At 32.8% G+C, this 23089-nt stretch carries 30 protein-coding genes and 2 pseudogenes; 4 read left to right on the forward strand and 28 right to left on the reverse strand.

What is annotated here, in order from left to right; all coding sequences use genetic code 11:
• Window positions 1-5: 5 nt before the first annotated feature.
• From HW119_RS01185 to HW119_RS01270, 19 genes are all read right to left on the reverse strand, one after another.
• A complete protein-coding gene (locus tag HW119_RS01185) occupies window positions 6-449 on the reverse strand; it encodes a hypothetical protein (RefSeq protein ID WP_159156475.1) in 444 nt (147 codons plus the stop codon).
• Between the two features lie 108 nt (window positions 450-557).
• Entirely contained in the window at window positions 558-1058 is a 501-nt protein-coding gene (locus HW119_RS01190; RefSeq protein WP_236901574.1) for a TlpA family protein disulfide reductase, read from the reverse strand.
• Window positions 1059-1182: 124 nt separating this feature from the next.
• On the reverse strand, window positions 1183-2202 hold the full coding sequence (locus HW119_RS01195) for a TQO small subunit DoxD (protein ID WP_177760901.1): 1020 nt from the start codon (window positions 2200-2202) through the stop codon (window positions 1183-1185).
• A gap of 83 nt (window positions 2203-2285) precedes the next feature.
• Window positions 2286-2642: a hypothetical protein gene (locus HW119_RS01200; RefSeq protein WP_177760902.1), complete on the reverse strand. Its 357-nt coding sequence runs from the start codon at window positions 2640-2642 to the stop codon at window positions 2286-2288.
• A gap of 184 nt (window positions 2643-2826) precedes the next feature.
• The gene (gene trxA / locus HW119_RS01205) at window positions 2827-3120 is read right to left on the reverse strand and encodes a thioredoxin (RefSeq protein WP_177760903.1); all 294 of its coding nucleotides are present in this window, start codon (window positions 3118-3120) and stop codon (window positions 2827-2829) included.
• The gene (locus HW119_RS16685; protein WP_317171499.1) at window positions 3098-3331 is read right to left on the reverse strand and encodes a DUF6132 family protein; all 234 of its coding nucleotides are present in this window, start codon (window positions 3329-3331) and stop codon (window positions 3098-3100) included. Before HW119_RS16685 ends, trxA begins: the two co-directional genes overlap by 23 nt.
• Window positions 3303-3536 (reverse strand): hypothetical protein, encoded by a 234-nt coding sequence (locus tag HW119_RS01210; protein ID WP_159156842.1) that lies wholly within the window; start codon window positions 3534-3536, stop codon window positions 3303-3305. The genes HW119_RS16685 and HW119_RS01210 overlap by 29 nt, the downstream gene beginning before the upstream one ends.
• Before the next feature lie 113 nt (window positions 3537-3649).
• Complete coding sequence (locus HW119_RS01215; RefSeq protein WP_177760904.1) at window positions 3650-4225, reverse strand: class I SAM-dependent methyltransferase; 576 nt, start codon at window positions 4223-4225, stop codon at window positions 3650-3652.
• Between the two features lie 45 nt (window positions 4226-4270).
• A complete protein-coding gene (locus tag HW119_RS01220) occupies window positions 4271-4978 on the reverse strand; it encodes a DsbA family protein (protein ID WP_177760905.1) in 708 nt (235 codons plus the stop codon).
• Between the two features lie 70 nt (window positions 4979-5048).
• The gene (locus HW119_RS01225; RefSeq protein WP_177760906.1) at window positions 5049-5465 is read right to left on the reverse strand and encodes an OsmC family peroxiredoxin; all 417 of its coding nucleotides are present in this window, start codon (window positions 5463-5465) and stop codon (window positions 5049-5051) included.
• Between the two features lie 145 nt (window positions 5466-5610).
• Window positions 5611-5817 (reverse strand): hypothetical protein, encoded by a 207-nt coding sequence (locus HW119_RS01230; RefSeq protein WP_177760907.1) that lies wholly within the window; start codon window positions 5815-5817, stop codon window positions 5611-5613.
• Window positions 5814-6185 carry a rhodanese-like domain-containing protein gene (locus tag HW119_RS01235; RefSeq protein WP_177760908.1) on the reverse strand — a complete coding sequence of 124 codons (372 nt, stop codon included), beginning with the start codon at window positions 6183-6185 and terminating at the stop codon, window positions 5814-5816. Before HW119_RS01235 ends, HW119_RS01230 begins: the two co-directional genes overlap by 4 nt.
• On the reverse strand, window positions 6182-6484 hold the full coding sequence (locus HW119_RS01240) for a DUF3817 domain-containing protein (RefSeq protein ID WP_177760909.1): 303 nt from the start codon (window positions 6482-6484) through the stop codon (window positions 6182-6184). Before HW119_RS01240 ends, HW119_RS01235 begins: the two co-directional genes overlap by 4 nt.
• A gap of 530 nt (window positions 6485-7014) precedes the next feature.
• Window positions 7015-7605: a TetR/AcrR family transcriptional regulator gene (locus HW119_RS01245; RefSeq protein ID WP_123868562.1), complete on the reverse strand. Its 591-nt coding sequence runs from the start codon at window positions 7603-7605 to the stop codon at window positions 7015-7017.
• Between the two features lie 155 nt (window positions 7606-7760).
• Entirely contained in the window at window positions 7761-8609 is an 849-nt protein-coding gene (locus HW119_RS01250; RefSeq protein ID WP_177760910.1) for an AraC family transcriptional regulator, read from the reverse strand.
• 136 nt (window positions 8610-8745) lie between these two features.
• The gene (locus HW119_RS01255; RefSeq protein ID WP_159156460.1) at window positions 8746-9135 is read right to left on the reverse strand and encodes a nuclear transport factor 2 family protein; all 390 of its coding nucleotides are present in this window, start codon (window positions 9133-9135) and stop codon (window positions 8746-8748) included.
• Between the two features lie 39 nt (window positions 9136-9174).
• Window positions 9175-9564: a nuclear transport factor 2 family protein gene (locus HW119_RS01260; RefSeq protein WP_159156459.1), complete on the reverse strand. Its 390-nt coding sequence runs from the start codon at window positions 9562-9564 to the stop codon at window positions 9175-9177.
• Between the two features lie 11 nt (window positions 9565-9575).
• On the reverse strand, window positions 9576-10472 hold the full coding sequence (locus tag HW119_RS01265; protein WP_159156458.1) for an SDR family oxidoreductase: 897 nt from the start codon (window positions 10470-10472) through the stop codon (window positions 9576-9578).
• Between the two features lie 23 nt (window positions 10473-10495).
• Window positions 10496-11260 (reverse strand): MBL fold metallo-hydrolase, encoded by a 765-nt coding sequence (locus HW119_RS01270; protein ID WP_159156457.1) that lies wholly within the window; start codon window positions 11258-11260, stop codon window positions 10496-10498.
• A gap of 106 nt (window positions 11261-11366) precedes the next feature.
• Here HW119_RS01270 and HW119_RS01275 point away from each other — a divergent pair, with 106 nt between their 5' ends.
• Together HW119_RS01275 and HW119_RS01280 are read left to right on the forward strand one after the other, a co-directional pair.
• A complete protein-coding gene (locus tag HW119_RS01275; protein WP_159156456.1) occupies window positions 11367-11699 on the forward strand; it encodes a winged helix-turn-helix transcriptional regulator in 333 nt (110 codons plus the stop codon).
• Between the two features lie 263 nt (window positions 11700-11962).
• Window positions 11963-12808 (forward strand): helix-turn-helix domain-containing protein, encoded by an 846-nt coding sequence (locus HW119_RS01280; RefSeq protein WP_159156455.1) that lies wholly within the window; start codon window positions 11963-11965, stop codon window positions 12806-12808.
• 50 nt (window positions 12809-12858) lie between these two features.
• On the opposite strand, the gene HW119_RS01285 is transcribed toward HW119_RS01280, so the two are convergent.
• The 6 genes and pseudogenes from HW119_RS01285 to HW119_RS01305 form a co-directional block, all read right to left on the reverse strand.
• Window positions 12859-13575 (reverse strand): DJ-1/PfpI family protein, encoded by a 717-nt coding sequence (locus HW119_RS01285; protein WP_159156454.1) that lies wholly within the window; start codon window positions 13573-13575, stop codon window positions 12859-12861.
• A 367-nt stretch (window positions 13576-13942) separates the two neighbouring features.
• Window positions 13943-14293: pseudogene (locus HW119_RS01290) on the reverse strand (conjugal transfer protein TraG); the annotation flags it as partial.
• A 162-nt stretch (window positions 14294-14455) separates the two neighbouring features.
• Window positions 14456-15193, reverse strand: a complete 738-nt coding sequence (gene istB / locus HW119_RS01295; RefSeq protein ID WP_177760868.1) for an IS21-like element helper ATPase IstB — start codon at window positions 15191-15193, stop codon at window positions 14456-14458.
• A gap of 18 nt (window positions 15194-15211) precedes the next feature.
• Window positions 15212-16759, reverse strand: a complete 1548-nt coding sequence (gene istA / locus HW119_RS01300) for an IS21 family transposase (RefSeq protein WP_177760867.1) — start codon at window positions 16757-16759, stop codon at window positions 15212-15214.
• A gap of 159 nt (window positions 16760-16918) precedes the next feature.
• Window positions 16919-17023 (reverse strand): annotated as a pseudogene (locus HW119_RS16890) (hypothetical protein); the annotation flags it as partial.
• Window positions 17024-17288: 265 nt separating this feature from the next.
• Entirely contained in the window at window positions 17289-17648 is a 360-nt protein-coding gene (locus HW119_RS01305) for a winged helix-turn-helix transcriptional regulator (RefSeq protein ID WP_177760911.1), read from the reverse strand.
• A gap of 170 nt (window positions 17649-17818) precedes the next feature.
• Here HW119_RS01305 and HW119_RS01310 point away from each other — a divergent pair, with 170 nt between their 5' ends.
• A complete protein-coding gene (locus HW119_RS01310; protein ID WP_177760912.1) occupies window positions 17819-18496 on the forward strand; it encodes a YceI family protein in 678 nt (225 codons plus the stop codon).
• 46 nt (window positions 18497-18542) lie between these two features.
• Here HW119_RS01310 and HW119_RS01315 read toward each other — a convergent pair whose 3' ends face one another.
• From HW119_RS01315 to HW119_RS01325, 3 genes are all read right to left on the reverse strand, one after another.
• The gene (locus tag HW119_RS01315) at window positions 18543-19265 is read right to left on the reverse strand and encodes a hypothetical protein (RefSeq protein ID WP_177760913.1); all 723 of its coding nucleotides are present in this window, start codon (window positions 19263-19265) and stop codon (window positions 18543-18545) included.
• Between the two features lie 330 nt (window positions 19266-19595).
• Complete coding sequence (locus HW119_RS01320) at window positions 19596-20183, reverse strand: hypothetical protein (RefSeq protein ID WP_177760914.1); 588 nt, start codon at window positions 20181-20183, stop codon at window positions 19596-19598.
• Between the two features lie 157 nt (window positions 20184-20340).
• Complete coding sequence (locus tag HW119_RS01325; protein ID WP_177760915.1) at window positions 20341-20919, reverse strand: hypothetical protein; 579 nt, start codon at window positions 20917-20919, stop codon at window positions 20341-20343.
• Window positions 20920-21166: 247 nt separating this feature from the next.
• On the opposite strand from HW119_RS01325, the gene HW119_RS01330 reads away from it, so the two are divergent.
• Window positions 21167-22906 (forward strand): helix-turn-helix domain-containing protein, encoded by a 1740-nt coding sequence (locus HW119_RS01330; protein WP_177760916.1) that lies wholly within the window; start codon window positions 21167-21169, stop codon window positions 22904-22906.
• Window positions 22907-23089 lie beyond the last annotated feature (183 nt).

A 23089-nucleotide genomic window follows, 5' to 3' on the forward strand; every position in this document is an offset into this window, starting at 1 on the left:
TTCTTTTAATAAACCAGCGTATTATACCCTTTATCATTCAGTTCAAACATATATATCAACGCATTTGGAGTGATGATAATTCGTTTGTCGAGTTTTGATTTGTCAACTTTCAGAATATCTAAGGCATACTCGCAAATTACCAATTGTGCGCCTGACTTTTCTGCTCTGTCAATCAATTCTATAAGTTCTTTATTTTCTACGATTTCTTTAGCCAATATACCAACTATCACAATTTCAAAGGTCAATCCATTTTCTTTTAGCTTTAGTGATTCTACAGTTTCTACGGTGGTATTAAAACGCTTAACATCTGCAATCATTACTGCCAATTTCTTGTTAGAACCTTTGTATTCTACTTTATTTCCAAAAGTTTGGCTTTGCGCATTGCTGTAATTTGAAGTGAAAATTAGAGCTGTTACTAAAATTAACGTTGATAAAAAATTTGTTTTCATTATATAATATTTTAGTTTAATTAAAAAATAAACGCTCAAAACGAGAACTCATAAGATTGATTTTGAGCGTTCTTGAAAAATAACGGATACCTAGAGCCTATTCTTATTCTAATCTTTTAGAAGTTGATTGATTTCCTCATAGAAAGAATCTTTGCTATAATCTGCCATTCCTGCGTGATGCATTCTTATTTTTCCTGTTTTGTCCAAAACTACGGTTGTTGGAAGTGAACCGCTGAAATATTCATTGGGAATATTTCCATTTGGAACTAAAAATGGAATAGTAAATTTTTCTTTCTCAAGGTATAGTTTTCCGGCTTGTGGTTCATCATCTAAATTTATCGTGAGAAAAACGAGCTCATCATTTCCCTCATATTTTTCGTAAAATTTCTGAATCGACGGAAATTCTGCCCTGCAAGGCGGACACCAAGATGCCCAGAAATTAATAAAAACCACTTTGCCTTTCAGTTCAGAAACATTGATTAATTGTCCGCTTTCATCTTTTACGCTGAAACTTTCAGTGATGGTTGCTATATTTTCATCGGCAGGTTTTTCAACATTTTTCTCTTCAATTTTTGAATTAAGTAAACCTGTTGAAATAATCTGTCTCATCAACCACGCTTTTGCGTCTGGGCTTACCAATAACAAAACGAATATTGCGAATAAAAGTGTTAGGCTCCAGTTTTTTTTGAGCCATATTTTGAATTTTTCCATTTTTTTCTTTTAAATTATCTTATTAATTTTTGATAACACTTATCTTTTCTTGCCATTTTACACCGCTAATATCCAGCAATTCTAAGGTGTATTTTCCTTCTAAAGTTGTAAAAATAGTTTCCTTAAAATTTAATGATGCTTTTGCACCCAAAGGCAATATCAAACTGTATTTTCCGGGTTTTACCTTAGCTACATAATCATTTTTAATGTGCGCAGAAGTCAATTGTGAAAGTTGCGTTTGCGTTTGTTCAAAAACCGTATTTCCATTTTCATCCATCAATTTTATGCCTATCAAAAACGAGCCATATACATCGGAACCCTCATCTCTGAAAACGATAAAAGACAACGTATCATTCTGAATTTTTGCATTGCTAATACTTACGTGCGGACGAACGGAGAGGTTGTGCAAAGTTCCATAAACGCCACCGTGAAAATATTGATTGGTAAATAATGTCAAACCAAAAATAAAAATCGCACCCACCAAGACCGTTTTGTTCAGTACTTTTTCTGTTAATGGCAACATTTCAGAACCTAGAAATTGAAACCATTTTGTGCTCGCAAATGATTTGTTTTTTCGAATAAAATATTCGTCAAAAGAATATTTTCCGCCACCTGAAAGGAAAATGGTAAACCCAGAAGCAACACCCAAAACGCCAATTTGCCACTCGTCTAAACAGGTCGTTCCGAGCCAGCCGGAACCCAATAAAATTCCTAGTGCCAAACTGAAAACGCCAATGCTCATCAATCTGGTAAAAACGCCGAGTATAAATAAAAGTCCTACAATTCCCTCTATAATTGTGAAGGAAATCATTGCCCACCAAAGACTTTCAGGGTTGGAAACAAGGTGTTCGATAATGGGTTTTATGCCCAAAGCATTGGGTAAAAAGTGATTGAACTTTTCACCGATATATCCTGCCTCATCAGGATTGAGTTTGTTCTCTAAAATTAATCTTCTCCAAAACGCGGAAAAGTAGGTCCAGCCGGCCACCCAGCGCAATGCCGTGGTAAACATTCCGGCATACGAATATGTTTGATTGTTCATTGTTTTGAATTAAAATTTGATAAAATAAAATGCATAAAGCTTCAATAAAAAGATATTGAAGTGGCTAAATTTTAATCAAAAAATCAAATCAAATATTGCTCGTGAAGAATATAAATGGGAATCGATGCAGTAAATTCAACATCTGCAAAAGGCGAAAAAATGAAGTATGAAACTTCAGATGAATATTGAATACTTCCAGATTTATAATTAAATTTCTGTACCTCTTTTTTCTTACAAGAAACCGAATTATTGTTGCTTTCTGTCTTTGAAAAACTCGAACAAACGACAGATTTATTGGGCTTTTCTGCCTGTCCCAAATCTGAAACAGGGATATTTAAAACTTCTTTAAAATCTTTTTTCACAGCACAAGGAAGACTCACCATAAAAGTCATCAAAATGACGATAACTTTTGTAAAAAATGGTCTGATGCTGATTTTCATTTTAGATGTTTTGTTTTTTAAACTTTACAAAAGTAATTAATTTGTTTTGAAGGAGGTTTTGATGAGGTTGATTAATATTTAATGTGGCAACTTCCCCGTAAGCAAACCATAAGCCCAAGTACCTGCAATGGCAGTTAATAACGTTATTGCTGATGTTCTATTAAAACTTCTAACACGTATATTCTCATTTGTTTTCGTTAATCAATCTTTCTAGTTCATTTACAGAAAATACGCCAGATTGTCGCCAGCGGATTTCTCCGTTTTTAAATATGATCAGTGTAGGTATGCCTCGAACCTGATACGCTGCCGCCGCCTGCGGGTTCTTGTCCACATCAATTTTAATGATGCTTGCCTTATTGCCTATACGCTGTTTTAATTCTTCCAGAATGGGCGACATCATTTTGCAAGGACCACACCATTCGGCAAAGAAATCTACCAATACAGGTTTGTCGCTGTTAATTATTTCTTGAAACGTCATATTGCTTTTTGTCTTTTTTAAATATTGATAAGAGAAGCCCACCCATAACCGAACCGTAGATAGTACTGTTTATAGGGTTAGAAGTAATGGCACAACTGCCCGTACTGCATCCGATAAATTTCCAATAGAAATAGCCTGCGACTGCACCAATAGCTATACCCAATATTGTATACAAATGTTTCTTACCGTATTTCTTCATAAGTTGTTTCATCTAGTTTTTTAGTACTTCTTGAAATAGGGGTATTGCAGCCTGATACACCACAGCAACCGATATTCATCAAAGGCATCAATGAGAACAGACTTCCCATAGCCACCAGTAACCACTGCTGCTCCATGATTCCCTGCACAATAATAAAAATGCCCAATGCCAATCGTAGCAACCGCATGTAATTCCAATTTCTCAAATATCTATTCATTTTCTTATGTGTTTTGATTAACTGCTTTAATTTACGTTGTGACACGTAACAGCTTTGATGGTCAAATGAAAAGCGTTATGCGCTAAAATGCTTTTGTACTGCTGTTCTGGTTTTTAAACAGATATCTCCGGTATTTTCGCTACTATGCGAATTCCTAATGCGGATTCCAAAAGTGTAAAGTCCACATATCCGGCTCTTTCGAACAGTTTTTCCCAGCCATGTTTGCTTCCTCCAGAATGTGGTGTGAAGGAACAGACCAACTTTGATCCCGGCAGCAGTACACGTTTGAGCTCGATTAATCCATTCAACGGTTCATTCCAAAAATGCATATTATCCATCGCGATTGCACCATTAAAATAATCATCATCAAAAGGTAGATTTTCTACGGTTCCCTTTATAAGAGTGATTTTTCCTGAAACTATAGAATCTTTGTTACGTTCACTGGCAAGCCGATGCATTAGTTCGGAAGGATCAATTCCTACAATAGTACCTTGCGATACCGTTTTTGCCAAAGTTTCTAAACCTATTCCGGGTCCAAATCCTATTTCAATAACACGATCTTTTTGCCCAAGACCAAGAAATGGGATCGCTTCACGAGCCATCGCATCACCTAAATCTACCATCATCTTGGCTCCCTTTTCGCCCGATTTACCTTCTGGAACAACAAACATTCGGTACATATCTAACATTGTTTTGTTGATTTTTAGAAAGAAGAGTATTTGTGACTTATAAAGTTAATCACACTTACCATCAACCGTACAACTATTTCCTTCTGTAATTTCTAATATAGCTTCAGGATTAGACTTTCTCCATTCGACAAAAGACTTGCTCAAAGTTTCTAAAAAAGCTTCTGCTGGTTGAGCTCCAGAAACTGCGTATTTTCTATCGAAAACAAAAAATGGAACGCCCGTAACTCCTATATTTTGGGCTTCCTGGATATCCTGAGCTATTTCATACTTGTATTTTTCATCCTCTAAATTGGCTTTGATTTCGCTTTCGTCCAAACCAAAATCTTTACCCAATTGAACTAAGGTCTCTGTATCAGCAATATTTTTTCCTTCAATAAAAAATGCTTTGAATAATCGTTCTTCAGCTTCGCTGCCCAGATTTTTTAACTTTGCAAACTGTATCAATTGATGGGCTTTTAGCGAATTGACAATTATTGATTGATCTAAATGATAATCTAGTCCTACCTGCGTTGCCATTTGTGTTACATTGGACAACATTCCCTGGACTTGCTCTACAGCCATTCCTTTTCGTTTCACCAAATAATCGGTATAGCTTTCCGTAGCAACTTCGGGAATTGCAGGATCCAATTGAAAACTTTTCCAGATTACTTCAATGTTCTTCTTATCTGCAAATTGTTCTAAAGCCGTTTCAAAATTTCTTTTTCCGATGTAACAAAACGGACAAATTACATCACTCCAGATTTCTATTTTCATTTAAGGGATTTTTTAATTATTTCAAATAGGTTAGCTCTATAACAAGTTAAACTTTTGGTTATAACTGTTTTTATGATACCAAAGTAGCTTCTAAACTAATTTCAACATTAAGGGCATTACCCACAGGACACATTTCTTTGGCTTTCAAGGCAAAATTTTGGAACTGTTCCTTTGTTATATCAGCGATCTTAGCTTGTACGGTCAAAATTGATTTTGTAATTACATTGTTGTTCAGCGCTAATGAGACGGTTGTTTCAATTTGATTATCAGCAGAAAACCCGTTTTCTGATAGAATGTAACTCAACGTCATTGTATAACAGGCAGCGTGAGCGGAAGCCAGTAATTGTTCCGGATTTGTAAAACTTTCATTGTATTTAGCAAATGAAGGTTTGAAAGTTGTATTATTTATTGCAGAATCATTTACATTAAACTGTCCTTTTCCTTCTTTAAAACTTCCTTGCCAGACGGCTTTAATCTTTGTTTCCATAAACTTAATTTTACTAAAATTTTATAGTACAAAGTTACCGGCTCTTAAAATTTCACACAATGGATATAGAACTCATTGTATAGGACATTTTGCCCAATGCTTATTTTGGTTTGTTATTATCGGTTTTGGTTCTTATAAGTGAACCTTAAAGCTCTTGGCAGTCAAAGCCATTGTCTTTCAATATTTTAATTGTCGGTTGAGCAATTTCGCTTAAGCTATCTATGCGCAAAATATTGTCGCAGTCTTCAAGGTCAAAATTCCATTTTGTAATTTCGAGATGTGTGTCAAGAAGTGGTTTAAGTGTTTCTATTTCTTTCTCATTTGTCACATTCGTTTTAAATACCGAAATCATTTGCCACCTTTTTGTTCGATTACAATTTTTTCAAGATCAGACCAAGCTCCACCATTAAAAACATTTTTATATCCTTTTTCCTTTAAAAGCGTCTCCACTTTTACACTTCTCAAACCATGAGAACAAGTAGTGATGTAGGTTTTATTGGTGTCAAGTTCAAGGTATCTTTCCCGAATTGTTCCTAGTGGGATATTTATCGAACCATCAATATGACCTGTTTTATACTCGTATTCGGTTCGAACATCTAAAATTATTGCTCCATTTTCTATCTTTTCGGAAAGTCCGTTGTCAAGTTTCACAAAGCGATAGGTGCGGTAAGAAATATAGATTAAAAGAATTGCACCCAAAATAATGTATATCGTTTTCATAGTTTGTTTAAAATTTTATGGTCAATGTAAAACGTTCCGAATGGAATAAAACAAGCCAAAATAATTTTCCAGGTCGTGGTTTTAAATTTCCAATTCTGCTCTACAGCTACACTTAAAGTATTGAAGAGGAATAGTAAAAATATAGCTCCGTGAATTGGTCCAAGAATCTTTGAAAAAGCTGGATTGTCAAAATAATGTTTCATCGGTGACGCAATAAAAATGAGCACCAGTAAGGAAACTCCTTCAAAAAAACCAATAATGCGTAATCTTCCGATTTTTGTTTTGAATAAATGTATCATACTATCTAAAATAAGGTCTGTTTGCTAAGGGTGAAAATGGCCACGGAATGGCGATGAAAATGATAATGAGGGAAACCGAAAACCAAACCAACATTGTTTTGAATTTTTCTTTGTCAGTTGTTTTTCTTTTTGATAATGCAGAACCGATGGTTATTAAAATGATTGCAGCTAGCATTAAAATTAGGTGAAGTAAGCCAAAAAAAAACAAGGTCTAAATTTTGGATGGCTTCATTGAAGTTTTGCCAAAAGTATTTGATTATCGGACTTTGGGTGTACAATATAATCCCAATTAGAAGCTGAATGTGTGCTATTGTAGCTGTCCAATGCCGGACGGCATTATCTGTTTTGGAAAATTGGGCGTTCGAAGAATAACCTCTGTATGCCCGATAAATTGCGTAAACTATACTTGCTAAAACAAGCCAACGCATGATGGAATGGTAAAAGGTAAGTGTTTGAAACATCGTAAATTTTATTTAACGATGCAAAGATATTAAAAACATACTAAGTAGTATGTTTTTATGTAAAATATTTTATCCTAAGCTATTTAGATAAATTTTTAGCTCTTTTAGGTACGAATGGTAACAGTCAGTATTATTATAAACCTTACCAAAATTTCTGATTCCCCAATATCCCGACATAATAAAATAGGCTACCTGCTGCGGATTTACACTATCTCTTACCGTTCCATTTTCTTTGGCGATTTTTATACTATTTTCTATTGTTTGTTGCCATTCTAAAGTAAGTTCAGCCAGAGCTTTTCCAAATTCAATATTCCAGGGAGTCATTTCCTGTGTTAAATTTCCTGCCGGACAACCATACTCTAGCTTTAGAAACGGATTTTCAAGAAGTAATGCTTTCGTCATATCGTAAATTTCCTTGATTGGATTTTTAGCATTTTGCAATGGTTTAATGAAATCATTTTTCATTGTCGGTTTCAAAATTTCATTAATTATTGCCAAACCCATTTCATCTTTGGTCTTGAAATGATAGTAAAATGCACCTTTTGTAACTTTGGTTGTAGCAATAATTTCATCAATACTTGTCGTTTGATAGCCTTTGGTATAAATCAATTCAAATGCTTTTTGAAGAATTGTATTCCGTGTTGTGGATGCTTTTGTCATAAAAGGTACTAATTAGTATGAAATACGAAGTACGCACAATTTTATTAGTTTGGCAAGCTTTGAAAACAACTATCGAATTTTTTTGGAGTTTTTTAAGAGCTCACTACCCGTCTCTTGGTAGTCTATGTTTATCTCAGAGTTCTATTTTCCTCTCTCTAATTTTCGTTTGCTGTTTTTCTAAATTCAATTGGAGATTTTCCAGTTTGTATTCTAAAAAAACGCACAAAATAAGATTGGTCTTCATAACCAAGTTGGGCAGCAATTTCCTTTATAGTGAGGTCGGTATTGACAAGCAATTTCTTTGCCTGAAGTATAATCCTGTTTTTGATAATGGTATTAGGCGATGTTCCTTTTTCATCTACAATTTTTCTGTACAAAGTTTTGGGACTGATATAAAGTAGTTCCGCATATTGTGCAACACCATGATATCGATAATAATTTTCTTCAACCAAATGGCTGAATTTTCGCGTTACCGCATCCTCTATTGTTCCCAATCCTTTTTGTTCAGGCGACCTAGCAAGCCACGCTCTACTTGCTGTGATGATCAACTCTTTCAATTTTGTTCTTGTCATTTCTTCTGTCCAGTAATCATCTTTATTCAATTCCTCCTTTATCTCGTCAGCAATCCTGCTGAACGATCTATTTTCGTTATCAGTTAATGTAATGTACGGTGTTTCAAAAACATTGTTGAACAGAATTCCGTCACAAGTCAGCTCTTTGTCGTGGAAGGCAATACAGTAAAACTCGGGATTGAAATAAATCAGTGCCCCTTTACTATTATCCTCAACTTGGAAATGTTGTCCCACACTAAAAAAAAATAAAGTATCCTGTTCTGTTTTATACTCAACAAAATCAGTAATTACGGAACTTCCCGCTTGTGCGTAAAGAACGATGTAGCAGTCGTTCGATTTTCGGCATGGCAGCGAAAAACCATCCGCAGGACTAGTGGTGTCAAAATCTAAATAACCGATTTTCTTGCTTCCAAATGATTTTAAAATTTCCATAAATAGATACTAATATTATTTCGATTGAGATATACAAAAATACTTTATTTGCCACTAATGGCTCGTTCGGTTCATAGATAAAAAAAGGACGGTAAAGCTTTAAAACCCACCGTCCTTTTTCAAATTTTAAAAGGATTTACTTTCCCCAAAACTCGTCTTCAGCAGATTGGTCTTCAGAAAACAACCAAACCTGTACAATTTTTTCATCCACCACTTCAAACAGATCAACACCATTCATATCCACTGTTCTTTCTCCAATTTTACCGCTAAAACGTGTTGGAAATGAAACTAAATTCCCGTTAGTCATCAAAGCACCAGTAGGATTGATAACCAATGAACCTTGTGTGGCTCCCATCATATCGCCAAGCATTTTGCCAATGGCTTCAAGTCCTTCTTTAGTTCCGGCAAACTGATGATTTCCTGGTTGGTGCCATTTTGCGTCTGGACTAAAATGTGAAAAGGCGGTAGGAATGTCTCCTTGCGAAAGGGCTACTGAATAAGCTGTTACTACTTCTATTGCTGTCATAATATTTGGTTTTAAAATTTCTAATTATTAATACTTTTTTTATTTTCCGAAAAATTCATCATCTACTGACTGGTCATCTGAGAATGTCCAAACGTGAATGATTTTCCCATCTTTTACTTCGAAAAGATCAAGACCGCCCAGATCCATAATTTTAGTTTCTGTTTTAGCGGTAAACCAAACGGGAACTGCTATCAGATTTCCACTTTCCAACATTGCTCCATTTGGTCTAACCTGCATATTTCCAGATGTATGTCTCATTATACCTTGAAACATTTCGATAATTTCATTGAGATTATTCTTCAATCCTGCAAACTGATTGTCTCCCGGCTGACACCACTTGGTGTCTGGAGTAAATGATGAAAGTGCTTTTTCTAATTCACCTTTGCCTAATGCCTCAAAGTATGAGGCAACAACTTCTTTCGCTTTCATATATAGTTTGTTTATTTGATAAAATAATTTTTATTCTCTTTTGCCCATTCCGCTAAAGAAGTCATTTTTACAGGAAGCGTTTCCAGTATTTCGTTCATTTGAGGATTGAATTTTGAAGGATATTCCGATGCGTTTTGAAGCATTTCGTAATAAGCTGCAACGCTGTTTGCTCCTGCTTCACCCACCATTGGTTTTAATATATCGCCAAATTCTTTCGGCTTCTGCGGATAATAAACGATTTCTTCGCCTGTACCTTTAGAAAACGCTGTAGCCAAATCATTGCCTTTTAAATTTTCTAACCCGCTGATCTTAAAACTATCTGCTTTTAAATTTTCATTATAAATAGCTTCAACCACAAAAGCACTCACATCTCTGGAAGCTATCCAACCAATGGGCATGGCCTCTGGCGTAGGATAAGCTAATTTTTTCTCATTTGTTATGAAAGGGGCACAAAATGGTCCCATCATATTTTCCATATAGATAGTTGGTTCGATGATTACATAATCCACACCGCTATTTTTTAAATAATCCAGAACGTCCAATTTCACATCATCTACCGGAGAACCTATTTTTTGAGTTTCTAACCAGCCACTTGTATTCCAAACAATTTTTTTTACGCCATTTGCTTTTGCTGCGTCAATTACATTTTTGGAATATTGAAAACCATCAGAAGGATTGGGAAGCGATACAGGTATCATAAACGCTATAGCATCAACACCTTTAGTGATTTCATTAATTTTATCGGCATCAGCTAAATTTGCCAAAACCGGCGTTGCTCCTGCCTGAGTCAACTTTTCAAAACTATTTTCTGAGCTTGTCGCAGCAATTACTTCTGCACCCTTTTTCTTTGCTTCGCCTATCACGTTGAATTGTTGCGAGCCCGTAGCTCCAAATACTAATATTCTCATTTTTCTATTTTTATGTTTAATTATTAAAATGTGTATGATTGTCCATCTTCAGGAACGTTCACTTTATCGGTTATTCCTTTTCCGGAAAGAAAATCTTTTAATTCTTTTCGTGTAAGCGTATTGTGGTTTACACCTTCCATGTGACTTACAACAATTGTGGCATTCGGAATCGCCTTATGGACTTCGTTAATGTCATTTTTATTCATAATGACCTGTCCACCGAAAGCAAATTGGTTGTCGCCACCGTTTAATACAATTATTTCTGGTTGGTGTTTATCAAGGGCTTCTTGGACGCCTTCGTACCAAACGGTATCGGCGGCTATGTACAAGGTTTTTTCTGTTGGGTGTTTTAGTACTAAGCCGCAAACACATCCTGCAATTTTCAAAATATAGCCCTTCCCGTGTTGGGCTTTTGTTCTGCTCAGCCTTATATCTCCAAATGAAGAATTTTCACCAAGAACTTCAACATTAGAAAAACCTGATTTTTCTATTTTCAATTTATCGCTGTGATCCTGAACAAATATTTTAATTCCTTTAGGCAAAATACGAACAGCTTCTTTATCCCAATGGTCTGGATGCAGGTGGCTCACAAACACAAAGTCTACATCTTTGATGATTTCTTCTTTAGCAAAAGGTAAATCGTTTAAAGGGTTCTTTTTGAAAGTCCAATTTTTAGCCGGAATAAACGCAGGCAATGTTCCTTTACTAGATAACATTGGGTCAATTAAGATTTTCTTTCCTGCATATTCGACAATTAGCGTGGCATTTCGTATTTGTTGAATTTTCATTTATTCTATTTTTAAACTTGTACAAAGTTAAACTATTACTTACCTTTGTACAAGTACTTACAATGTGGTTAGGTACTTACCAAACGGTTAGAATTATTGAATATCAATGGAAAAAAACTTAAAAATAAATCCGGCTTGCGATGAGAGATGTCCGGTAAGAGCATCTTTAACTTTGTTAAGCGGTAAATGGACATTAATGATATTGTTCCAAATTAACGAAAATACGGTGCGATATGGCGAGTTGAAAAGAGCGGTTGTAGGCATCAGTGAAAAAATGCTGATACAAGAATTGAATATGCTTGTAGAACATAAGCTCGTCACCAAAAAAGTCTATCCCCAAATTCCTCCTAAAGTGGAATATCAGTTGACAGAATTGGGATTGAAAACTTTACCAATCGTAGATAAGCTGGCTGAGTTCGGGCTGGAAAATTTAGTTTAACAATGCGTTAAAACTAACGTTGTCGTTCAAGTAAATTATTCCGAATTAGCACGAAAGGAATCTTCTAATAATCATTATTTTCTTTTAGAAGTTCAATAATAACGTGTCGAATTGTATTTTTCTACCCGCACAACGGGTATTAATATTTTGGAAAATTATGATATTACATTGAATACTGTTTCCTAATTTTAGAATATTAATCACTGTTAACTACAGGATTTTCTTCCTGTCAAATGTTTAGACGAATTTTATCATGTAACAAAATGGATTGTACATTACCCAACTATAGTATAAATTTCAGGGATGAATTTTCATTGATTACAGGTGAAGAATTGGAGCAATTTATGAAGTTAGATTCAGATGCTCATACCCATAATTTTTATATCTTGAGCTTTTTGTATGAGGGTTATGTGAGTCATCTTTCTGACTTTGAAAATAAAGATCTCTCAGGCCCAGCTGTATTAATGTTAGATGTTGATCAGGTACACACGCATCCTGACATGAGCAATTGCAAAATAGTATCAATCGCATTCTCTAGTCATTTTATTGCCGATCAGACTAATCAATTTCTTCAAAAAGTAAGTCTGTTGTTTTCACGGCCGTTCATTCAAATTTCTTATGAAAAACTTCAAGAATTGGATAATATCATCAAAATTATTTCTATAGAAGTTGATAAAGTGGATGCTAATGAGGAATTGATTAAAGCCCTGTTGAATGTTTTGATCGTCCAATGTTACGGACTTTCGGTAAAGTATCCAGTTAAAGATCAGAATGTTCTAGGAATCTATGATAGTTTCAAAGCCCTGCTAAAACAAAATTACCATAAACAACATCAGGTAAAATTCTATGCAGATCAGCTTAATGTTACTACGCGTACATTAAATCAACGTGTCAGAAAATCAACCTTTAAAACACCTAAGCAACTTATTGATGCGCATTTATTACTTGAAGCAAAAAGACTCCTGTACTGGTCAAAAGCTCCGGCAAAGGAAGTAGCATGGAAGTTGGGATTTGAAACGGATAGTTATTTTAACCGCTTTTTTAAGAAATATACCGGTGAAACTCCGAAGGAATTTCACAGAAAACAGTTTCACGGTAAAATAGAATAACTGCTGACAAGTTATATTTGTCAACAGTTACTTCAGTTGTTATTTCGGTATTATTTTTTAGGTAAAAACTCCATAGTATTATAACGATCATAAACCATTCCGAGTGCGATATCGTCAGCAATTTCTTTACCGTTTATCAATTCAATAGCTTGAAGTGCTACATCCATACCAGAAGTGACACCTGCGCCAGTTAAAAACTTGCCATCCACTACAAATCGAGTTTTTTCCTGGACTTTTATTTTAGGATGCGATCTCAGCTCATCAATTGACCAGTGATGCGTAGTTGCAGAGCGCCCATCAAGCAGACCCGTATTTGCCAATATAAGCCCACCAGTACAGACAGACATTGTCATTTGAGTTTTTTCATTCTGTGAGACAATCCAATTCATCATTTTTTTATCTGCGGAAATCGTTTTGACAATTTCAGGAGATGTTCCGGGGATGACCAATATATCTGATTGTGGCGCATCGTATATGCTGTATTTAGAAACTAGATTTACCGTTCCACCGTCCATGATTATATTTTTATTGGCTGTTGCCGATACGGTGTAAATATTATAGTTGCCATTCCAGTTATTTGCCTTTACAAAAACATCAATAGGACCACCCGTATCGACAATCTCTACGCCATCATAAACTAAAACTCCGATATTGATCTTGCGATCAGTAGGGAAATTGAACGTGCTTTTTGCGCTTTCCTGTGCATTACTATTTAAAGAGCAAACTAAAAGAGGAAGAGTCAGTAAAGAAAATTTTATGAATTTCATCTGAAAATAAATTATGTTAAAATTATGTGTTATAGGTGCTATATCTTATGCCGGCTAAGCTATCTTAACACCGATACAAATGTAGTTATGGGTATATTAATAAAAATTACACTTTTGAGCGCTTTAATTACACTTTAAGGTTCCGTTTATTCAAACATTTTATTTTGACAATTCAAATAATCAATAACATACCAAGACATGGTTTTATCTCAATTTTATTTTCAGAATAAGGATATACGCGCTACAGGATAACCGGTTGCTTAACACTCTTTCGTGTTCATCCTGTTCAATATTGGATTAAAGCAGAGGAACGCTCTGTAAGTGTAAATTCCAGGTGAGCTGTATTTAGAATATGTCTTTAAATTAGTTACCCCTGTACTAAATGTTGTAGATTAGGGTCATTCTTGATACGTTCCATTTCGCTTTCAACAATTTTCACAATGTCTAACTTTATCTGACGGTAATTGCTTTCAATTTGCTGTTTCATCTTATCTTCTCCGTGTTCATCAACAAAGGATAAAATCTCTGGTATCTTCTGATAGGCTTTGGTTTCGGACGCTACCTTTTCATTATCTACTACGATTTCTGCGTGAAAGATTTTTTGCTCAATTCGTTCATCGAAGTTATCCGATACGGAACCTACAAACATACCCTGGGTCAATGTAGAAATTTTGGATGCAGGGATAAGGCTGTCCAATTGTGTTGAAATGGAAGTTGATGTGCAAATTCCAGTGATATTGACCACCCAATTCCAATTTAAAGTGAGCAGTTAATTCCAATTCAAAATGACCATGTAATTCCAATGTAAATTGATCACCTAAAATTTTACTAAAAAACTACTTTTTTCTGTTGTTAAGATTTATTCAAATATAGTCAAAAATTATTCGTTGTTTTTGCTTCTTTTTTTACGCATTGATTCACCTTGTAATTCAATTCTATGTGCGTTATGAATAAGTCGATCTAAAATGGCATCTGCTATTGTTTTTTCACCAATGATATCGTACCATCCTTGCACAGGGATTTGTGATGTAACGATTATAGAACCGTTATTATGTCTGTCTTCGATTATTTCTAATAGCGTAATTCTGTTTTGACTATCTAATGCTTGAAGTCCAAAATCATCTAATATAATTACATCTTGTCGTTCTAATTTAGCTAATTCTTTTAAATAAGATCCATCTGCTTTTGCCATTTTTAGTTTAGCAAATAACTTTGAAGTATTAAAGTAACTTACTTTATAGCCTTCAATACAAGCTTGATAACCTAAGGCTGTTCCTAAATAACTTTTACCCACACCTGTACTTCCTGTTATTAATACATTTTGATTTTTGTTTACAAATTCACAATCAGCTAAACGTAAAATTTGAGTTCTGTCAAGACTTCTAGAAGAATCAAAATTTAAACTTTCAATATTAGCTTTGTAATGAAATTTTGCGTTTTTAATACTTCTTTCGATACGTCTATTGTGGCGGTCATCCCATTCGGCATCAACAAGTATGGATACCATCTGATCAATAGTATAACGATCTACATTACCGTTTTCAATAGTTGATTTAAAGGCATTACACATACCTTTTAAATTCATTTGGTTCAGTTTGATAACTGTTGCTTCATTCATATTTATATTGATTTTATGTTATTTATAATAGTTTTTCCCTCGGATATTATTGTGTTTGGGTAGTTCTAGATCAAATTCTGATTCAGAGTCAATGCTGTCTAAATTATTTTCTAAAATGTTATGTATGGCTTTATAATTGTAAATTTTATAGTCTAAAGCACGTTTACAAGCATTAATTAATCTGTATTTACCTACCTTTTTTTCGAAAGATAAAATGCCCATACACGATTTATAAGCTTGTTCGGGATGATTTTTACTGTCAATAATCTTAATAATCAATTCAGCAATAATAGAATCTATACTGCTTGCCCAATCTATAAATTTGGAAGCACTCCAATCTGCCACAAATTGATGAGAACTAGCCATATGTTCTGCATGAGTTGTATAAACATAAGGTTTGTAATGTCTTGGGTGCGTTGCAATACGATTATATTTATAATAAATTTCAACGGTTGTTTTGCTATAAAGTAATTTGACTTTTTTTCGTAAATATTGATAAGGAACACTGTAATAGTTTTTATCTGCACTTAAAAGTACATGTCCGTTTTGCATCACTGTAGCAAAAGACTGATGTTTAATTTCAAAACGATTTTGTGGCAAAGGAGCTAATTCTTTTTGTTCATCTTCGATAAACAACTCTAATCTAGAGTAAGGACGTGAGGTAAGCTTCTTTTTGTTATGAATATCGAGTAATCTCCAAATTTCATCATTAAGCTCTTCTAAACTAAAGAAATCTTGATTCTTTAAGTGTACATAAATTCTTTGATAAAGTATTTTTACGGCTCCCTCAACTAATGATTTATCCTTTGGTTTATATGCTCTAGCTGGCAAAACAGTAGTTTGATAATGCTCAGCAAAATCAACCAACGTTTCATTTATTGTAGGCTCAAAACGATTACTTTTTATAACAGCTGCCTTTAAGTTATCGGGAACAATTGCTGCGGGTGTGCCACCAAAAAAATGAATAGCATTTTCTAAAGAAGTTACAAAATCTTCTTTTTGTTGGCTAAAAGTGGCTTCAGCATAGGTATATTGACTAGCGCCTAATATCGCTACAAAAAATTGGATTTCTTTTAGCTCACCAGTATCTTTATCAATGATTGAAAGTGTTTTTCCTGCATAATCAACATACATTTTATCACCTGATTTGTGATTCATATGCATAACAGGGTTCACCCGATTACTCCATTTATTAAAATGATGTCTAAATTGAGAACTTTTTAATCCATCAGGATTTTCTGAATAATAATTCTCCCATAAATGCTGAACAGTTACGCCAACCTTTTTAAGATCTCGTTCCATTTTTGGAAAATAACTATACAGTTTTTCTAACCTAGGATTGGGTGTAATTAGTATATTTTGAGAAAATAGGATTTCTAATTCTGAATCTGTTTTGCGTTCAATGTCTTCTGCATTCATTGCTAAACTATCGAACAAACTAATATATTTTTTTACCGTATTTCTGGAAAGCGACAGATAATTGCTTATAAAGAGCTTGCTCTTACCACTTAAATGGAATTTAATTGCTTTTCTAATTTTACTCATGTCTGTTATTTTGTTTGCCATAAATCCGTTTTTTTTAAACGAATTTAGGTGCTAACAACATGAAAAAAAGAGTCTTTTTTTAGGTGGTCAATTTGAACTGGAATTGGGTGGTCAGTTTCATCCGAAACTAGTGGTCAATTTACACTGGAATTAGGTGGTCAATTTGACCGTTTTTTCCACATCAATAGTAATACGTGCCATAATCGGGGCATTACCGTTCTTTTTCGGCTCGTTCTTTTTCAAGTAGAAAAGTAGCTTGAACGTGGATTTTTTTGTCTGCTGCATAACTCAAATGTTTAATGTTTAATGTTTAAAATTAAATTACATTGAGTTACAAGGGAATATGAAAAACAACGCAAAACACTGAAATATAACCTGTTACACCTTTAATTACCTTTGCTAATCGGTAACGAATTAGTAACCTATCTTTGTATTTTTAAGACCAAAACCTATCAGACACCGGGTTCCAAACCAAGACTACTGTTTTATAAAGCATTGTATATAAACGGTTTTAACCGTTTTGCTTATTTTTGCTTTCTACTAATCTTTTTTATTTAAAAATAGTTTTACGATAGTTTATTCCCCAATTTGCAATTTCATCAATAATAGGTTCTAAAGTTTTTCCGTAAGTTGTTATTTGATATTCTACAGTAATTGGTTTGGTATTTAAAACTGTTCGAGTTATTAAATGATTCATCTCTAAATCTTGTAATTCTTTTGACAGCATTTTCGAACCAATTCCGTCAACTTCTCTTAACAACGCCATAAACCCAAGCTTTTCATTTAAAAGCAACGTCCCAATGATATGAAATTTCCATTTCCCTGATAATATTTCCATGGTATCTTTTATTGCAGTAATTTTAACTTTACAACGTTCGCTTTTATTTTCAGTCTGATTCGTTTCTTCCATAATAATAAAAAATTCATTTTTAAATCTGAATCAAAATTACGCAAGAAAATAGTCTTATCAAAAAAAGTATAGTTTCCAAAAGGAAACCAATAGAATTTTTAAACTAAGTTTTTATTAATTTTGGGAACTAACAATTTAAGATTATTAATTCTTACTAAATAAATTTAAAAATGAAAAAAGTTTCAATTCTAGCATTTGCAGTAGGTGCATTATTGGTTTCTTGCCAAAAATCAGCAGGTGATAAAACAACAACAACTTCAGAACAAGAAGTTGCAGTACAAACAGGAGCAACATATACAGTTGAAAAAGCATCAAGTACTTTAACTTGGAAAGGTTATCACAAAGGTGGATTTGACCCAAGATTTGGTACTTTACAAACAGAAGGAACATTATCTGTAGCTAACGACGAAATCACTGGAGGTTCTTTTGTTATTGATATTAATTCATTAGCAACAGATGAAAAATCTGTAGATCCAGCAAAATCAGGTGGAAAAACTGCGGCTGATTTAGATGGGCATTTGAAAAATGCTGATTTCTTTGAATCAGAAAAATATCCAACAGCTAAATTCGAAATCACTGCTGTTTCAGCTTTTGATTCAACAAAAGACAAAAGTGTTATTGAAGGAGCAACTAATATTGTTAGTGGTAACTTGACAATCAAAGATAAAACGGTTAATGTTACATTTCCAGCAAAAGTTACAATTGCAGGCGAAACCGTTAATTTACAATCGCAGTTTACTATCAACAGACAAGATTGGGGATTAACTTATGGAACTGAAGGTGACCCTAAAGATTGGATGATTTCACAAGAAGTTGATATCACTCTTGATATCAATGCTAAAAAATAACACACAAAAAAAACACATAAGCAATTTCGTTTATGTGTTTTTTGTTTTATTTCTTTGCATTCAACAAATGTTTATATTCATAGCCATTTTCTTTTAAAATATGCGCAAAAGTTGGAACGTGCCCTTCTCCAACTACAAAAACTATTTTAGATTCTGGGTAATTTAATAGGTTTTCAATCATTATTTTTTCACGTAAAGTATTTACAAGAAAATTTCTAATTCGTTTATCTACTTTGCCACATTTATATTTTTGATTGAAATTGGTTTCAAAATCACAAGGGTTTAATTCAACCTCTCCAAATTGTTCTTCATATTTTTGAACCAGTTCTTTAATTGTTGCATCGTTTCGAAAATCTCCTTTCTTGATGCCAATATCGGACTTTTCTTGATAAACAAAACCTTTAAAATTCTTTTTTTCTTTATCTGGATTTGATTGATACAATGCATCATTGGATAGTTTCCTGAATTTTCTCAAAAACAAATCGTCATTCAAGGTATCGTTTTCACTTTTAATTTTTACTCCCTCATAAAAAACAACAAATCCTTCATTTCTTAGCGAATCTACCTTATGTTTAATTTTATCATAAAAAGATTGCTCGCCAACGTGTGTCATGCCTAACATAACAATTTCTCTGTTTTTTTCGGTAGAAACTAATATCGATGGTCTAAAAATTTTATTGTGATTTTTTACAAACATTTTCGATACAAACTGTGCATTACTTGTAAATCCTGTTAAGAATAGCAGTAAAAAGAAGATTATTTTTTCCATTATAATATATTAAATAGTAGTAAAAAAACACATAAACAATTTCGTTTATGTGTTTTTTATTTTATAATAGTTATTAATCTGTTTTGGGTTTCTGTAAATATTTTTTATACAACAAAAAACTATTTAAAATAAACACAAAGGCTAAAAGTAAAGTATTTATATTAAAATTATCCGTTGTAAACGACACAACAATAAAAAAAATTGCTGCAATAGATGATACAAAAACAGAAACTTTCTTCCAAACTAAATTAGGTTTAAAGTAACTTAATACAGAAAATAATACTACTATAATAATAATTGGCAAAAAAATGTTTATCATAATTAAAAAAATTAACAATATTCAGATATACACAATGCTAAGGCTGCTGCAAAAGCCGGAGGAAATTCTATAGTAGTAGCTGCAACAACCCCACAAGCATAAAATTTCCAATTGTTACAGTCAATTTTAGGTACCTCAATTGCTGATGAATATAAAATACTATTTAATTCTACATCACTTAAATTTTTATGAATCATTACACAATCAATACATTCTAACTTACTAAAATATTTCACTCTCAATTTACTAGCTAACTCTTTTGACTCTGTATATAAAGCTTTATATTGATTTCCATCTTTACCTAAACTTTTATAAAAAAAATCATCTCCTTGATAATTTACTGTATCGTATTGAAAATTATTATTCACTAAAATATTAGCCATTTGAACAACATTATCATTTAATTTAACCCAATCCGTGTCAACTTTTATTTTTTCAGAAACTTCTGCAAATTGAGTTTCATCAACAAGAGTTTCACGTTTTTGAACATTTGAAGTATTATCGTTTTGTACATCTCCATCATTACTACAAGCGTATAATCCCAAAGATAATACAGTTACTCCTAAAATACTTAATGCTAATTTTTTTAATCTTTTCATAATTTTAAAATTTATGCAGTTTTTTTATTTTTTAAACTGCGGTTTATAATAATTATACAGGTTACCCGCTGTATTCGGGATTGTATTTTGTTTCATAAAACCAGCATTCGCGACTACTGGTTTCCGAAACAAAATTTAATACGGTTTATTCACATATTTAAAAATGTAAGGCTACAGCACCAGCATACAAAACAGCTTCTGTAAAACTAAATTGCGCTCCGTATGCAAATGCAATAGTTCTATCGTGTCCTAATTTATCATCTCCCTTATTGTCTGTACTTAATGCGAACATGGTATTCAAAATACTTTGCTCTGTTGGGTTTAGCTTTTGAAAAACAGAAGCATCGTAAGAACCTTCTTTTAACAATTGTTTCATTAGCATTTTAGCGTCAGAAGAATAATCGAATTCAGAAATAATCATTTCATCTGTTTGTAATAGCTTCTGCAATACTTCATAATCAATCATTTTATAAGATTCATTTAAACCCATTTCATGCAAAGTTGTATTCACATATTTTTCATACAACATTACATTATCATGATATGGTAATGATTTATGGTATTCAAAACCTTCAATTATCCATTGGTAAGTTTCGTAATTATAATTGGTTGTAATATAAGAACGTTGTAATGCATTATTAGTTTTTTGTTGTGCGTCAGTAAAAAACTCATTGTCTGTATCGCACGAGCTGCATAAACCTAAAATTGCTACAGCTATTAAAAAATTTCTTTTCATTGTTTCGGATTTTTTAATGGTGCTGCCCGGGTAGCTTTTGTTTCCTTGCAAATATGAAAGGGTTTTGAAAAAACAAAGGGAAGAATCGTCAATTTTTAAAAAATTGATTTTTTAGGAACGGAAAAATTATCAATGGAACGGAATAATCGTCAATTTCAAAAAGATAAACTACTAAAAACAAAACACTTAACCACATAAAAACAAAATGAATTATTTTTAGTAATTTTGTAAAAAATCAATCCAAACCATGCCATCCACCTATTTAAAAAATCATATTTCAATACTATTATTGACAATTTTTCTGTTGCCTTTAACTAGTTTTAGCCAAAAAACCTCTGACACATACGAAAGCCTTTGGAAAGTAATTGAAAACGACACCACAACCAAACCTATCAAACTGATTTATTTAGATAGTTATATAGCAAAAGCACAAAAAGAAAATAATACTTTAAAGCACTATAAAGGGCTTGAAAAAAAATCGTTTGTCGTTTCTTATACAGAAGCATTGGAGTTAATAGAAGAAATGCAACCGCTGCTTTATAAAATTAATAACGATAGTTTAACAGGTGATTTCATAAACAGAAATGTTGTTTTACATTATAAAAATCGTCATTTTAACCAAGCTTTACAATATGCAATAGCATCAGAAAATTATAATGAAGAACATAAAAATTTTTATAATTTAAATCTTGTAAAAAGAAACATTGGTAATATCTATTACCACACACGCCATTACCAAAAAGCGGTAAGCTATTTTAGTCAAGCTAAAAATTATTACAAAGGCATTAACGATTATAACCATAGCCGTGCTTATTTAAGTACTTTATACAGCTTGGGTAAAACATATACGCAATTACAAAGTACAGATTCGTTACAAAATACAATTGTAGAAATTGAGCAAAACGTACACCTTTTAAACGCAAAACATAAAGAAACAGAAAACGGATACTTAAATTATTTAAAAGGTTGTTTGGCTTTTTTAGAAAACAACACGGCTGATGCTGCAACTTTTTTTAAAAATGCTTTACCTATTGTTACAGCAAATGAAGATTTTACAAACGAGCATGTTATATATTTGTATTTAGGTAAAATAGCTTGGCTAAACGACGATAAAGTAACTGCTGTAACTTACTTTTCTAAGGTTGATGATTTATTTAAAGAAAAACAGTTTTTAAATTATGAACTGCGAGAAGCTTATGATTATTTAATTTCTTTTTATAAAGAAACCAACCAAACGCAATTGCAATTACAAGCTACAGAAAATGTAATTGCCTTAAATAAACAATTTGAAGAAGAACAACTTAAGCTTTCGAACACGTTACATACCGAACTAGAAACTAAAAAGTTAGAAAACGAACGATCGGTTTTGAATATAAGTAACAAACAATATGGTTTTGGATTGGTAGTTTTAGGAATACTTATATTACTTCTTTTGATTTATGTTATTTGGCAGGATAACGAAAAAAAGAAGTTGAAAATAAAATTTACAGCTTTAATAGAAAAGGTAAAAACAGATAAAATTGTTTTAGAAAAAGCACGAATTGAAGAAGAACAAAAATTAGAAAAGGAACAGATTAATTCAGTAATCAATGAAAATAAGGTTGCTAATTTAAATGTTGAAAAATCATTTTCTTTAACAGAAAAAAAGCTTTTAAAACAATTGGAACGTTTTGAAAACGAAAAACAATTTTTAAAGCCTATAAAACTAGATGAATTAGCTCAAGATCTTGGTACAAACAGAAGTACCTTATCTACACTACTTAACAAAGAAAAAGGCAGTTTTAATACTTACATCAATGAACTACGTATTAATGAAGTACTAAAAGACTTAACCGAAAATAGCGACTTACGAAAATTAAGCATTCAAGAAATAGCAGAAAATTATGGTTTTGCAAATCCAAAATCGTTTACACAACAATTTAAAGCACAAACCAGTTTAACACCAAGTTACTTCATTGAACAATTAGAATTACAAGATTTAAATTAGAAATTGAGTTTAATATTTCTGTTAAAAAAACAAAGTTCATATAAAATAATTAACTTAGCCATTCGTTTTAAATTTAAAGATAAAATGTCTGTTGCAAAATAGTGACAACCAAGTCGCTTATTGACAGGAACAATAAATACAAAGAAACGTCTGAAGGTGGTTTGGCAATCGCTGTAAATATGG

This window comes from Flavobacterium sp. I3-2 (genome assembly GCF_013389595.1).
GTDB lineage: Bacteria > Bacteroidota > Bacteroidia > Flavobacteriales > Flavobacteriaceae > Flavobacterium.

What these genes read in the sequence shown, in the direction of transcription:
- HW119_RS01250 (WP_177760910.1), bottom strand. Translation starts at nt 8,609, where the DNA reads ATGGAAATTTTAAAATCATTTGGAAGCAAGAAAATCGGTTATTTAGAT.
- istA (WP_177760867.1), bottom strand. Translation starts at nt 16,759, where the DNA reads ATGGCAAACAAAATAACAGACATGAGTAAAATTAGAAAAGCAATTAAA.
- trxA (WP_177760903.1), bottom strand. Translation starts at nt 3,120, where the DNA reads ATGACGTTTCAAGAAATAATTAACAGCGACAAACCTGTATTGGTAGAT.
- HW119_RS01230 (WP_177760907.1), bottom strand. Translation starts at nt 5,817, where the DNA reads ATGATTTCGGTATTTAAAACGAATGTGACAAATGAGAAAGAAATAGAA.
- HW119_RS01215 (WP_177760904.1), bottom strand. Translation starts at nt 4,225, where the DNA reads ATGTTAGATATGTACCGAATGTTTGTTGTTCCAGAAGGTAAATCGGGC.
- HW119_RS01190 (WP_236901574.1), bottom strand. Translation starts at nt 1,058, where the DNA reads ATGAGACAGATTATTTCAACAGGTTTACTTAATTCAAAAATTGAAGAG.
- HW119_RS01225 (WP_177760906.1), bottom strand. Translation starts at nt 5,465, where the DNA reads ATGGAAACAAAGATTAAAGCCGTCTGGCAAGGAAGTTTTAAAGAAGGA.
- HW119_RS01325 (WP_177760915.1), bottom strand. Translation starts at nt 20,919, where the DNA reads ATGAAAAGAAATTTTTTAATAGCTGTAGCAATTTTAGGTTTATGCAGC.
- HW119_RS01240 (WP_177760909.1), bottom strand. Translation starts at nt 6,484, where the DNA reads ATGATACATTTATTCAAAACAAAAATCGGAAGATTACGCATTATTGGT.
- HW119_RS16685 (WP_317171499.1), bottom strand. Translation starts at nt 3,331, where the DNA reads ATGAAACAACTTATGAAGAAATACGGTAAGAAACATTTGTATACAATA.
- HW119_RS01210 (WP_159156842.1), bottom strand. Translation starts at nt 3,536, where the DNA reads ATGAATAGATATTTGAGAAATTGGAATTACATGCGGTTGCTACGATTG.
- HW119_RS01285 (WP_159156454.1), bottom strand. Translation starts at nt 13,575, where the DNA reads ATGAAATTCATAAAATTTTCTTTACTGACTCTTCCTCTTTTAGTTTGC.
- HW119_RS01330 (WP_177760916.1), top strand. Translation starts at nt 21,167, where the DNA reads ATGCCATCCACCTATTTAAAAAATCATATTTCAATACTATTATTGACA.
- HW119_RS01275 (WP_159156456.1), top strand. Translation starts at nt 11,367, where the DNA reads ATGGAAAAAAACTTAAAAATAAATCCGGCTTGCGATGAGAGATGTCCG.
- HW119_RS01255 (WP_159156460.1), bottom strand. Translation starts at nt 9,135, where the DNA reads ATGACAGCAATAGAAGTAGTAACAGCTTATTCAGTAGCCCTTTCGCAA.
- HW119_RS01245 (WP_123868562.1), bottom strand. Translation starts at nt 7,605, where the DNA reads ATGACAAAAGCATCCACAACACGGAATACAATTCTTCAAAAAGCATTT.
- HW119_RS01305 (WP_177760911.1), bottom strand. Translation starts at nt 17,648, where the DNA reads ATGGAAGAAACGAATCAGACTGAAAATAAAAGCGAACGTTGTAAAGTT.
- HW119_RS01315 (WP_177760913.1), bottom strand. Translation starts at nt 19,265, where the DNA reads ATGGAAAAAATAATCTTCTTTTTACTGCTATTCTTAACAGGATTTACA.
- HW119_RS01265 (WP_159156458.1), bottom strand. Translation starts at nt 10,472, where the DNA reads ATGAGAATATTAGTATTTGGAGCTACGGGCTCGCAACAATTCAACGTG.
- HW119_RS01280 (WP_159156455.1), top strand. Translation starts at nt 11,963, where the DNA reads ATGGATTGTACATTACCCAACTATAGTATAAATTTCAGGGATGAATTT.
- HW119_RS01270 (WP_159156457.1), bottom strand. Translation starts at nt 11,260, where the DNA reads ATGAAAATTCAACAAATACGAAATGCCACGCTAATTGTCGAATATGCA.
- HW119_RS01200 (WP_177760902.1), bottom strand. Translation starts at nt 2,642, where the DNA reads ATGAAAATCAGCATCAGACCATTTTTTACAAAAGTTATCGTCATTTTG.
- HW119_RS01310 (WP_177760912.1), top strand. Translation starts at nt 17,819, where the DNA reads ATGAAAAAAGTTTCAATTCTAGCATTTGCAGTAGGTGCATTATTGGTT.
- HW119_RS01220 (WP_177760905.1), bottom strand. Translation starts at nt 4,978, where the DNA reads ATGAAAATAGAAATCTGGAGTGATGTAATTTGTCCGTTTTGTTACATC.
- istB (WP_177760868.1), bottom strand. Translation starts at nt 15,193, where the DNA reads ATGAATGAAGCAACAGTTATCAAACTGAACCAAATGAATTTAAAAGGT.
- HW119_RS01235 (WP_177760908.1), bottom strand. Translation starts at nt 6,185, where the DNA reads ATGAAAACGATATACATTATTTTGGGTGCAATTCTTTTAATCTATATT.
- HW119_RS01320 (WP_177760914.1), bottom strand. Translation starts at nt 20,183, where the DNA reads ATGAAAAGATTAAAAAAATTAGCATTAAGTATTTTAGGAGTAACTGTA.
- HW119_RS01260 (WP_159156459.1), bottom strand. Translation starts at nt 9,564, where the DNA reads ATGAAAGCGAAAGAAGTTGTTGCCTCATACTTTGAGGCATTAGGCAAA.
- HW119_RS01195 (WP_177760901.1), bottom strand. Translation starts at nt 2,202, where the DNA reads ATGAACAATCAAACATATTCGTATGCCGGAATGTTTACCACGGCATTG.
- HW119_RS01185 (WP_159156475.1), bottom strand. Translation starts at nt 449, where the DNA reads ATGAAAACAAATTTTTTATCAACGTTAATTTTAGTAACAGCTCTAATT.